This is a genomic window from Desulfosarcina sp. (assembly GCF_041551955.1).
Classification (GTDB): domain Bacteria; phylum Desulfobacterota; class Desulfobacteria; order Desulfobacterales; family Desulfosarcinaceae; genus Desulfosarcina.
Genome location: NZ_JBFELV010000138.1, coordinates 1 through 10940, shown reverse-complemented (window position 1 = coordinate 10940; position 10940 = coordinate 1). Strand labels below are relative to the sequence as shown.

The 10940-nt window shown below is 56.1% G+C and carries 11 protein-coding genes and 1 pseudogene; 5 read left to right on the top strand and 7 right to left on the bottom strand.

Annotation, left to right across the window (positions count from 1 at the left end; all coding sequences use genetic code 11):
* Positions 1 to 231: pseudogene (locus ABYV26_RS12240) on the top strand (hypothetical protein); the annotation flags it as partial.
* A 106-nt stretch (positions 232 to 337) separates the two neighbouring features.
* Here ABYV26_RS12240 and ABYV26_RS12235 read toward each other — a convergent pair.
* Positions 338 to 1225: a DMT family transporter gene (locus ABYV26_RS12235; protein ID WP_372681367.1), complete on the bottom strand. Its 888-nt coding sequence runs from the start codon at positions 1223 to 1225 to the stop codon at positions 338 to 340.
* Positions 1226 to 1450: a hypothetical protein gene (locus tag ABYV26_RS12230; RefSeq protein ID WP_372681365.1), complete on the bottom strand. Its 225-nt coding sequence runs from the start codon at positions 1448 to 1450 to the stop codon at positions 1226 to 1228.
* Positions 1451 to 1699: 249 nt separating this feature from the next.
* On the opposite strand from ABYV26_RS12230, the gene polA reads away from it, so the two are divergent.
* Positions 1700 to 4405, top strand: a complete 2706-nt coding sequence (gene polA, locus ABYV26_RS12225; RefSeq protein WP_372681363.1) for a DNA polymerase I — start codon at positions 1700 to 1702, stop codon at positions 4403 to 4405.
* 219 nt (positions 4406 to 4624) lie between these two features.
* The gene (gene sppA, locus ABYV26_RS12220) at positions 4625 to 5614 is read left to right on the top strand and encodes a signal peptide peptidase SppA (protein WP_372681361.1); all 990 of its coding nucleotides are present in this window, start codon (positions 4625 to 4627) and stop codon (positions 5612 to 5614) included.
* A gap of 7 nt (positions 5615 to 5621) precedes the next feature.
* Here the strand turns inward: sppA and ABYV26_RS12215 are convergent, their stop codons facing one another.
* Positions 5622 to 6473, bottom strand: a complete 852-nt coding sequence (locus ABYV26_RS12215; protein ID WP_372681360.1) for a tetratricopeptide repeat protein — start codon at positions 6471 to 6473, stop codon at positions 5622 to 5624.
* Between the two features lie 169 nt (positions 6474 to 6642).
* Entirely contained in the window at positions 6643 to 6837 is a 195-nt protein-coding gene (locus tag ABYV26_RS12210; RefSeq protein ID WP_372681358.1) for a hypothetical protein, read from the bottom strand.
* Positions 6838 to 7024: 187 nt separating this feature from the next.
* On the opposite strand from ABYV26_RS12210, the gene queF reads away from it, so the two are divergent.
* Together queF and ABYV26_RS12200 are read left to right on the top strand one after the other, a co-directional pair.
* Entirely contained in the window at positions 7025 to 7429 is a 405-nt protein-coding gene (gene queF / locus ABYV26_RS12205) for a preQ(1) synthase (protein ID WP_372681356.1), read from the top strand.
* A complete protein-coding gene (locus ABYV26_RS12200; protein ID WP_372681354.1) occupies positions 7426 to 8364 on the top strand; it encodes a hypothetical protein in 939 nt (312 codons plus the stop codon). The genes queF and ABYV26_RS12200 overlap by 4 nt, the downstream gene beginning before the upstream one ends.
* Positions 8365 to 8539: 175 nt before the next feature.
* Here ABYV26_RS12200 and dusB read toward each other — a convergent pair whose 3' ends face one another.
* From dusB to ABYV26_RS12185, 3 genes are all read right to left on the bottom strand, one after another.
* Positions 8540 to 9529 carry a tRNA dihydrouridine synthase DusB gene (dusB, locus tag ABYV26_RS12195; RefSeq protein ID WP_372681352.1) on the bottom strand — a complete coding sequence of 330 codons (990 nt, stop codon included), beginning with the start codon at positions 9527 to 9529 and terminating at the stop codon, positions 8540 to 8542.
* A complete protein-coding gene (locus ABYV26_RS12190; protein WP_372681350.1) occupies positions 9526 to 10410 on the bottom strand; it encodes a DUF1848 family protein in 885 nt (294 codons plus the stop codon). The genes dusB and ABYV26_RS12190 overlap by 4 nt, the downstream gene beginning before the upstream one ends.
* Before the next feature lie 112 nt (positions 10411 to 10522).
* Positions 10523 to 10864 (bottom strand): hypothetical protein, encoded by a 342-nt coding sequence (locus ABYV26_RS12185; RefSeq protein ID WP_372681348.1) that lies wholly within the window; start codon positions 10862 to 10864, stop codon positions 10523 to 10525.
* Positions 10865 to 10940: the final 76 nt, after the last annotated feature.

Genomic DNA, 10940 nt, shown 5'->3' with positions numbered 1-10940 from the left:
CCCCCGGTGGCGTTCATCGATTTCGAGGAACGGATTCGCCTGCCGATGCTATCGGTGGTGGTTGCGGGCAGCCGTGATGAAATCGCCCCACCGGGCATGGTTCGCCCGTTGATGGGCCGATGGAACCCCGATGCCCCCATGGATGTACTCGACGGTGCCGACCACTTTTTCTTCGGCTTCTTTGACGAAATAACCCGCAGACTGGCCCGACGGATTCAGCCTGGCGAATGAGCCGTCCGACGACACCGACCGTCAGCGATTGCACGCCGGACCCAAAAACCGTTGTTGAATATCGCCGTATCGATAGAATCGGTCTAAAAAAAATTCCGCTGTCTGGTTATTTTTTGGTTACCAATCCGTATAGCTGTGACATCAGCATCCCCGCAAACATCAGAGAACACCCCACGATTCCCCTGCTTGACATCACTTCTCCCAAGATCAGCCATCCGCCCACGGCGGCGAACACTGCTTCGAGGCTGAGCAGAATGGCGGCATGGGCCGGGTGGGCGTGGCGTTGGGCCACCACCTGGAGGGTGTACGCCACCCCCACGGACAGGGCGCCGCCATAGACGATGGGCAGGGCTGCGGCGGCAATGGCGGCAAGGCTGGCGTTTTCGACGACCAGGGCTGTCATCAGGCTGGCCGCGGCGCACATCATGAACTGAAGGAAGGCCAGTTGCAGGGAATCCGTTTTGGGAGAGAGCCAGCCGATCAGATGGATGTGGCAGGCCCAGAATATGGCTCCGATCAATTCCAACAGATCCCCAAATGAGATGGAAAGGTCTTCGTTGACGCTGAGCAGGTACATGCCGGCGGCCGCCATGAATGCGCCGCCCCACGTTCCCGCATGGGTGCCCTGACCCCACAATAGCCCCATGATGGGTACGATCACCACATAAAGGCCGGTGATGAATCCCGCTTTACCGGCGGTGGTGTAAACGAGCCCCACCTGCTGCAGGGACGCGCCGGCGAAGATGGCCATCCCGGCCAGGCCGCCGTATAAAACAAGGCGTCTGTTCCGGATCTGGCCACTTGTCGTGGGTTGTTTTTTTCGGTTGTGGTAAATAAATGGAACCAGCACCATGGCGCCGAGAAAAAAGCGGATGCCGTTGAAGGTGAACGGTCCCACATGGTCCATGCCCATGCGTTGGGCCACGAAGGCAAAACCCCAGATGACGGCGCTGAGCAGGAAGAGTAAATCGGATTTCAGGTGTTGTCTATGCATCTACTGGTTCCCGAAACCGTTCTGCCCGCCGCAATCCGGACACTGCCAGGTGATGCCGTTGCAGGACATGCCCCACACATTCTCCTGCATGCATGCCTGGCAGATCTGGAAACCGCAGCGGCAGCTCCAGCAAAAGGGAACTGCTTTGGAGCAGCAGTGGCAGGTTTTCGGTCCTTTCCGCCGTCGCCGGGACCGGCTGGCTTCAGGGCTTGCAGTATGGTTCATCGCTTATTGCTAACTATCTGAAGTCTTGTCGTTTAAGACGGTTAGTGCTACCATGCGCCCTACGTGCCGAAACGACATCAACTAGTGCCCATCCGGAAAGGGTAGATTTTGGTTCAGGCCAAGGCCGCAGCAAAATTGAAACCACAGGCGTAGTGGCTCTACGTCGAGGATTTCAATCGAGCGAGAACGCAGGCCTGGGGCGAAAGATGCCGGTTCCGGATGGGCACTAACTAATGCAGGAGCACCTTCGTGTCAACGCAATTTGAATCGAACCTGGAGCAGGAAACCCCGACGCTTTACCTGATCGATGGCAGCGCCTACATTTACCGGGCCTACCATGCGGTGCGGGGGCTTTCCAACAGCAGCGGCCTGCGCACCAATGCCACCTTCGGGTTTACCCGCATGCTGATCAAGCTGATGGCGGACCGCTCCCCCGCTTATGTGGCCATGTTTTTCGATGCCAAAGGCCCCACCTTTCGCCATGACCGCTATGCCGATTACAAGGCCAACCGGCCGCCCATGCCCGACGACCTGGTCGAGCAGCTGCCCTGGATCCGAAAGGTCACCGAGGCGTTCAACATTCCCGTGTTCGAGATGCAGGGGTACGAGGCCGACGATCTCATCGGCACGCTGGCCCGCCGTGCGGAGGAGAACGGATTTCGCGTGGTCATGGTCACCGGGGATAAGGACTTCATGCAACTGGTCACCGACCGCTGCACCATCTGGGACCCCATGAAAGACAAGATCCTCGATCCCGCCGCCATCCGCAAGGCCTTCGACCTTGAGCCCCGGCAGATGATTGACGTCATGGGACTGTCCGGTGACACGGCGGACAACATTCCCGGTGTTCCCGGTATCGGCCAGAAGACGGCGGTGGACCTGATCAAAACCTTCGGCAGCATGGATGCGGTCTACAGCGGAATCGACACCATCACCAAGAAAAAGCAGAAAGAGAATCTGATCGATTACAAAGCGCAGGCCCTGTTAAGCCGCGAACTGGTGACCATTGAACGGCGTGCGCCTGTCGAATTCGACCCGGACCGATTAAAAACCCAAACGCCCGACGACGAAGCGCTGACCCGGCTCTTTGCAGAGCTGGAGTTCAGACAGCTGCAGCAGGAGTATGCCTCGCAGGACCAGTCGGTCGAGCGCCACTACCGGGCGATCATGAGCGCGGAAGACCTGGATGACCTGGTGCGCCGCCTGGAAGGCGCCAAACGGTTTGCGATAGATACGGAAACCACTGCGCTGGATCCCATGCAGGCGCGATTGGTGGGGCTCTCCTTTTGCCTGACCCCCGGCGAGGCTTTTTATATTCCCGTGGGGCACAACTACCTGGGCGCGCCCGAACAGCTTTCTCTGGAGACGGTGCTGGAGCGACTGCGACCGGTTCTGGCCAACCCGGACGTCGAAAAAATCGGACAGAACATCAAATATGACTGGATGGTGCTGCGCCGCCACGGCGTCGACCTGGCCGGGGTCAATTTCGACACCATGGTGGCGTCCTACCTGATCGATCCCGGCAAGCGGGCCCACGGTCTGGACCAGATCGCCCTGGACTACCTGGGCCATAAGAACATCACCTACGCCGAGGTGGCGGGAAAGGGCAAAGCTGCGGTCACCTTCGACCAGGTGATTCTGGAAAAGGCCATCCCTTATGCCTGCGAGGATGCCGACATTACCCTGGCCGCCCGCGATATATTCGTTCCGCTGCTCGAAGAAAACGGGCTGACAGACCTGATGAAGCATGTGGAAATGCCCCTGCTGCCGGTGCTGTTGGAGATGGAAATGACCGGTGTCTGTGTAGACCGGGACCGGCTGCGTGACCTGTCAAGATCCTTTGCCGGGCAGCTGGACGTCCTGGAACAGCAGATCTACGATATGGCTGGTGAGGCATTCAATATCAATTCATCACAGCAATTGGGGCGTATCCTGTTTGAAAAACTGAACCTGCCGGTCCAGAAAAAAACCAAGAAAAAGACCGGCTATTCTACCGACGTGGAGGTGCTCACGACGCTGGCCCGCAGCCATGATCTGCCAGTACTGATCTTGCGCCACCGGACCCTGGCCAAACTCAAGTCCACCTATGCCGATGCCCTGTTGGAAATGATCCACCCGGAAACCGGACGCATCCACACCTCTTTCAACCAGACCGTGGCGGCCACCGGCCGGCTGAGCAGCAGCGACCCCACCCTGCAGAATAGTCCCATCCGCACGGAAGAGGGCCGGGAAATTCGAAAGACCTTCGTTCCGCGGGAGGGCTGGCAGTTGCTTTCGGCCGATTACTCGCAGATCGAGTTGCGTATTCTGGCCCACTGTTCAGAGGATCCGATCCTCATCCAGGCGTTTAAAGATGACGAGGACATTCACACCCGGACGGCCACCGAGGTCTTTCAGGTTTTCCCTCAGATGATCAACGACGAGCTGCGCCGTCAGGCCAAGGCCATCAACTTCGGCATTATCTACGGTATGAGTGCCTACGGGCTGGCCAGGGAGCTGGAGATCAGCAACAAGATGGCCCAGACATATATCGACCATTATTTTGCCCGCTACCAGGGCGTCAAGGCGTTTATCGATAAAACCATCCAGACCGCCCACGACACCCGACAAACCAGCACACTGCTGGGTCGTATCCGACAGCTTCCGGACATCGCCAGCACCAATCGTAACGTGCGCCTGTTCGCCGAGCGCACCGCCATCAACACCCCCATCCAAGGCACTGCCGCGGATCTGATCAAACTGGCCATGATCGGTGTGCACCGGGCACTGCGCAAAAAACAGATGAAAACCGTCATGCTGCTCTCCGTGCATGATGAAATGATCTTCGAGGTGCCGCCGGATGAGCTCGACGAAGCCAAAGCGTTGGTTCGGCAGGGGATGGAGACCGTGTGGGAACTGGTCGTTCCCTTGAAAGTCAACATGGCCATTGGACAAAACTGGGCCGAAGCCCACTAACATAGCGGATGCGTATAAAGCCCGATATCTGTGTTGTGCTTCATCCCTCGTCACTGCGGAGTATCACGAATACGCCTCATTCCGCGGGCTTCGCAAGCCTTGATCTCGGGCTGTATGCGCATCCGTCGAAAGTGCGGTTTTTACGTGTTCATCAAACAAGTTGAATGTTAATTTTCCATGCCGCCGCAATCGGGCGGCCAGTGTTTAGGAAGGGCTGACATGAAAAAATCAATCTGGCTTATATCAACGATGTTGATCGCCATATTCTTCTTCGGTTGCGCCACCCCACGTATCACCCTCTTTTCCGATGCCTCAGACCCGCTGCGGGAGATCACGCTGGACGGTACGGCGGAAGATAAGATCCTGGTGATCCCCATCACCGGCGTCATCACTGATTCTTCTAAAAGCCGGGCCCTGCGGACGATGCCCAGCCCGGTACAGGAAGTCGTCTCCCATCTGCGACTAGCTGAAAAGGATGACCGTGTCAAGGCCGTGCTGTTCAAGATCGACAGCCCGGGCGGCACCACAACGGCCAGCGATATTCTCTATCATGAGATTGTTGCATTCAAACAGCGCACCGGCAAGAAAGTGGTGGTCTGTATGATGAATCTGGCCACTTCCGGTGGTTACTACGTGTCCTTGCCGGCGGATGTCATCATGGCCCATCCCACCACCGTTACTGGGTCGATCGGTGTGATTCTAATGCGGCCCCAGGTGTCGGGGTTCATGGAAAAAATCGGTGTGGACGTGCGGGTGAACAAATCCGGTGAGAACAAGGACATGGGGTCGCCGTTCCGACCCATAACACCGGCAGAGGAGAACATGCTGCAGGGATTGGCCGATACGTTGGGCCAGCGGTTTGTCGATCTGGTAAAACAGCACCGGCGACTTGACGGCCAACGCCTGGCCACCGTTGCCGACGCCCGGGTTTTTCTGGCTGATGCCGCCGTCGCAGCGGGTCTGGTGGACAAGATCGGCTATCTCCAGGACGCCATCGCCGAGGCCAGCGCTCTCGCCGCAATAGCAGCCGATGCCCGGGTGGTCGTCTACCGGCGAACCGAATATCCCAACGACAACCTATACAATACCCTCACCAGCGGCACCCAGGCCAAACCAACGCCGGTGGTGGACATGGGTCCCATTGGCGACCTGCTCTCCCTTGATGCCGGTTTTTACTACCTCTGGCCCCAGGCGCTCGGTTCACCCTGATGATTTATTATTTGATCGGCGTCTGACTATTTCGTTTCTGTAATTTTTTCCACATCACCGCTGCCTCTCTCTCAGCTTTAGAAATTTGTTCAGGCGTCATCTGTGTTTTTAAGTTTCCCATTGCAGCCCTCGCCTGGGCTTGAATTTCTTGATGGCCTTTTTCTTGGCTCTCCGTTGAAGCTATGCTGAACCACACGTATGCTTTCCTTTGGTCGACAGGGACACCCATTCCCTCATGATACATTTCGGCCAAGCGAAATTGAGAGTCGCTGAAACCTTTTTCGGCTGAGACCTGATACCACTTCAAGGCCAACTTATAATTCGGTTCACCCCCCTCACCTTTCCGATACATTTCTGCCACAGAAAATTCGGCCTTCATTATCCCCTGTGCTGCCGATTTACGGTACCATTTTAAGGCCTCAGTATAATTTTGATTGACGCCAACGCCATAATAATACATCTCTCCCAGCTTAAACTGTGCAAACCAATTTCCCTGTTCGGCCGCTTTGGAGAACCAACGGAGCGCCATCGTATAATCCTGTAGAACAGATCCCTCCCCCGTCAGATACATATACCCCAGAATGGATTGCGCTTCTGGATCGCCTGATTCTGCCTTGATTCGATAATTCTTTACAGCTGGACTCTCTTCTGAACAATCACCGCTATTGACCACCGTCATTAAAACCAACCCAATGACAATCAACATACCCGGTTGATCTATTTTCCATCTTAGTTTCACGCTGATCTTCCAACCAAAATATGGAATCGCGACGGGGAGCGCATTCCCCGGCGTGAATCTCTTTTTCATTGGCCCTGAAATGCATCGGGATAACGCTGGCCAGACATCTTGTGCGACCATTAGCCTGGCCCAACCTGCCCGTTTTAAGGTGAAACGCAAGGTCTACCTGCCGACAACCCTTTCAAGATCGCCCCGGTATTCGGATCCTGAAACATCATCCGTAATCGGTCAGTCTGATCTACGCTTCCCGATCAGCGCCTGATAACCCTTTGCAAATGCGGGCAGTCGATCAGGATGTCTCCCCGGCATTTTCGTCCGCCGTTACCGGATCTGCCGACTGTCTCACGGTTTCATCCACCGCCCGGTAGATGGTCTTGAAGACCTCAGGAAATCCCGTCGGTGAAATCCGTCCCGTTTCTATGAACTTGACCACGATCTCCTTGGTGGCCCGAAGGATCTGCTCATCTTGGCTTGTTTTTCTCATCATCACCCGCCTTTTTGGATCATATTATTAAATATATTGAACTGTTAACAGGAACCCGGCCGGAAGTCAACCACGGCCTGTGGGCCGATGCGGCCACTGTGCGAAGGGTTATGTTAAACAGAACGTTTGACACGGTTTCTCCCATCCTTTAATAAGAAGCCCCAACAGAAACTGATTGGAGAGGCCCATGAAATCGTATGATCACACCGTCCGCTACAAGGTGGACAAGCCGGACATCGTTACCCCCGATGTGCTGGACCCCATCGACTATCATTACCAAGGCAAACGGGATATCGTCATCACCATTTCCCAGCCTGAGTTCACCTCGGTTTGCCCCATGACCGGCCTACCGGATTTCGGCACCATCAATATCCGATATACCCCGGACCATTGGATTGTCGAACTGAAATCCTTGAAATACTATTTGCTTCAGTTTCGCAATGTCGGCATGTTTTACGAGCACGTGTCCAACCGGATCCTCGACGATCTGGTGCAGGTGCTGAAACCCAAGATGATGGAAGTCACCGGGCAATTCACATCAAGGGGCGGTTTGACCGCCACGGTCTGCGCTCGCTACGAGGCGACGTCATGATTCCTCTCGCTGGGGTGAAAAAAATCGGACTGGTGGCGTCACTGCTGATGGCGTTGGTGTTTTCCGGATGCGGCATTTCCTCGTCCTACCGATCCGCCTACCAAAAAACCATTCGTGACTTTTCCGGCGGCGATAAATACCGGAAAGCCGTCGGTGTTCTGGTGCTTTCCAACGCCACTATGTTTAAGAGCGAACAGGTGGCTTCACCGTTTATGGAATCATTTATTTCAAGTCTGGAATCGAATGCGTCCGGGGCATTGCTGATGGTGCCGGGTAAGTCCGACGTTCCCTCATTTTTGTGGGACCCGCCGCGAATCGCCAACGGAGACATCGATGTATTTGCCCTGTCGGCGCTCGCTCGGCAGGCGGGTATCAACGCCGTGGTGAGCCCCGTGCTAATGGATACGCGGCTGCGTACCCGGAACACGGGTTTCTGGTTTTTCAAGGATGTGGCCTACAGCCTTCAGGTTCAGACAGCGGCGGTGGTTTATGATGCGGCGACGGGGGCTCGTTTGGCCTTGGGTATCATAACCGATGAAATTGATATTGACGAGGATCAAGCCGGAATCATCCGCAGCGGCCAGGAAGTGCAGGTAGACGATTGGGCTGAATTGGTCGAGGAGATGGGCGAAGCACTGGGCGAGCGGATGGGTGATGCCATCAAAGAGAGCCAGTGGACGTCTGCCGTGGTTTCCATCGAGGGTGGATCTTGCGTCATCGCCGCCGGCGGCGAGGTGGGCATCGACGTGGGGGATCGGTTCAGCGTGCTGGATGGCAGCGAAATAATGACCGGCCTGGACGGGCAGCGCTACATCGTCCCCGGACTGAAAATCGGCGAACTCACCGTCAGCCGGGTGTCACCCCAGCAATCTTTCGGCAAACCCGGTTCCGGAGAAATACCTCCGGCCGGCAGTATCGTGATCCCAGGGCGATAGTCAGTATCCATCCAGCAATGCCGTCTTTCGGCTCCGGCCAGCGTTCTCACGCCCTTGATCACGTAGTGAAGCGTCAGCGCTATCCTCAACGTAGCGCTACTACGCCTGCGGTTTCAAGGGCGCTGCGGCCTTGGCCCGAACCAAAACCTACCCTTTCTGCATGGACCCTGTGGATCTAACTGAAATTAGGCATGATAGGATCTGATTCGATTGATTCGGCGTATTGTCGGATCAGGTCCGTGGCCTCTCTTTCCGAAGCGATAAACCGAATGGAATTACGGAACTGCCCGGCGTTTCGCATGCCTTTCACGAACCAGCACAGCCGGCTGCGCATCATTCGACAAGCTGTTTTTTCTCCCAGATAGCGCACTGAGTCCTGAAGGTAATTCATCATCATGTCGATGCGCTGCGCATCGTTCGGAACCGTTGACGGCCGGCCCTGGGCTGCTGCCAGGATTTCACCGAAGATCATGGGGTTGCCGATGGCGGCCCGCCCCACCATTACCCCGTCACAGCCGGTTTCATTAATCATGCGCAATGCGTCTGCCGGCGTGGTCACGTCCCCATTGCCGATCACTGGAATGGTCAGGGCATCTTTGACCGCGGCGATAATGGACCAGTCTGCCTCTCCCCGGAAGCCTTGGGTGGCCGTGCGCGGGTGGACGGCGATCGCGTCCACCCCACAGTCCTCGGCCATCCGAACGATTTCAACGGCCTGCTTGCCGGACGGCTCCCAACCGGATCGGATCTTGATGGTCAGGGGGATGGTGACCGCCTTTCGAACGGATTCGAGTATTCGGCGCGCCCGAGGCGGTTCTTTCATCAAGGCCGACCCCGAGCACCCCTTGAGAATTTTTTTAACCGAACAGCCGAAATTGATGTCAACGACGTCGGCGCCGGAATCCTGAACGATGCGGGCTGCTTCGGCCATGATGGCTGGGTCCGAACCGAAGATTTGCACCGATAAGGGCTTTTCTTCGGGAATGCTGGTCAGCAGTTGCACCGTTTTTCCGGACCCGTACACCAGGCCGTTGGCGCTGATCATTTCCGAGCAGACCAACCCACAGCCGGCCTTTTTGGCCATCAATCGCAAGGGTAGGTTGGTGATGCCGGCCAGCGGTGCCAGCACGGTGAAGTTGTCTGTTTTAACCGACCCAATTTTCATCGATAGCGCCTCCGATCGCAGGCAGGGTTGGCGTAGCAGAAGAGGCAATTGTGGTGGCACGGGTGAAGGCTGTAGGAACCCACATCCACGGAAACGGTACACCCGCACCCGGATGTTTTGCGTTGGCCGGCGTCCTGACGTTGGGACACCTTGCCGCCGTGAACCGCCATGATCCGTCGCCCTGAAATGCACGCCCCGGCATTGATGGTAGATTCCGCGGGAAGCCGGGCGAGCGCCTTTTTTTCACAGCACAGGTACAGCCCAATGCCCAGGGGCGATAGCACCCGTTCCATGTGCAACAGATTTTTTACCTGTTCAGACGCTGACGGTTCAACAAAGTGAATACGGTCCCGGGTTCGCCGCCCAACTTTTCGATAGTGATCCATGAAACTGGTGGTGCAGGTGGTGATGCCGCATTCCCCAGCTGCCGCTGCAATGGTTTCGAAATCATCGAGATTGGTCTCGATGGCGCCTGATGAGGTGATGAAATGACAGATGGGGTCGAAGCGCCACTGGACCGACGCGCTTCCGAATCGGCGGCAAAGCTGGCGGAGTTGGCCAAGCCGTTGATTCAGGTCCGGAACACCCGGCTCGAGCATCGCTGACCGCGAGTTGATGGTGAAGTTGAAAAACAGGCGATAACCCATGGCCTGAAGTTGCTCTCCGTAACGGCCGGTCAGGTAGGGGCCAAAGTTTTTTGACCAGAACACCATGGTGTGAACCCGCTGCGGTGTTACGGGCACCTGCCTGACCTGCTGGTTGAAGGGGTTGACCACATCGATGATTCCCCGGGCCACCTGTTCCATAAACCAGGCCATGTAGAAGGCGGGAATATCCGTGCGTCTGGAAACGGAGAGTATCTGCTTTATTGTGCGTTTCATGGTCAATTTAAACGACGATAGACTGCCGTTCATCTTCTGTACAGGATTCAACGATAGGGGTTTGAAATGACATTCAACCGCTGAACCCTTGTACCGTTGAACCTGAAAACGGTTATCGCTTCAGCTTGTCGGCCAGGGAGATCACGGTGGCTTTGTTTTTGGGGGGTGAAGGTCCACTGCCGGGCATGTCTTCGAGCAGATTGTCCGTTTCCGATTCGGTTTCCGGGCAATCGACACGCTCCAGGCGCATTCGCTTTCCGTTCATGGTGAACTCGTCGCCCATGATGTACCGGTCGCGCAGAATCCAGGTGACCACCTGCAGCGGAATCTGAAGCATCAGCAGCTTCACATGATACCAGTCTGGTTTGTTGTCGGGAAGAATCTCTTCGATCCTGGCGAAGCTCAAGGGTTGATCCTCAAAATGGATCAGCACGATATCGTTTTCTTTGGCCATATGACGGTCCTTTGGGGGTAGCCGTGACGTCCGGTCGTTTAGCCCTCGCATGAGGACTACACTCTACAATCTTGTT

Coding starts and splice junctions, on each gene's coding strand:
- ABYV26_RS12235 (WP_372681367.1), bottom strand. CDS start 1,225: ATGCATAGACAACACCTGAAATCCGATTTACTCTTCCTGCTCAGCGCC.
- ABYV26_RS12230 (WP_372681365.1), bottom strand. CDS start 1,450: ATGAACCATACTGCAAGCCCTGAAGCCAGCCGGTCCCGGCGACGGCGG.
- sppA (WP_372681361.1), top strand. CDS start 4,625: ATGAAAAAATCAATCTGGCTTATATCAACGATGTTGATCGCCATATTC.
- ABYV26_RS12215 (WP_372681360.1), bottom strand. CDS start 6,473: ATGGTCGCACAAGATGTCTGGCCAGCGTTATCCCGATGCATTTCAGGG.
- ABYV26_RS12210 (WP_372681358.1), bottom strand. CDS start 6,837: ATGAGAAAAACAAGCCAAGATGAGCAGATCCTTCGGGCCACCAAGGAG.
- queF (WP_372681356.1), top strand. CDS start 7,025: ATGAAATCGTATGATCACACCGTCCGCTACAAGGTGGACAAGCCGGAC.
- ABYV26_RS12200 (WP_372681354.1), top strand. CDS start 7,426: ATGATTCCTCTCGCTGGGGTGAAAAAAATCGGACTGGTGGCGTCACTG.
- dusB (WP_372681352.1), bottom strand. CDS start 9,529: ATGAAAATTGGGTCGGTTAAAACAGACAACTTCACCGTGCTGGCACCG.
- ABYV26_RS12190 (WP_372681350.1), bottom strand. CDS start 10,410: ATGAAACGCACAATAAAGCAGATACTCTCCGTTTCCAGACGCACGGAT.
- ABYV26_RS12185 (WP_372681348.1), bottom strand. CDS start 10,864: ATGGCCAAAGAAAACGATATCGTGCTGATCCATTTTGAGGATCAACCC.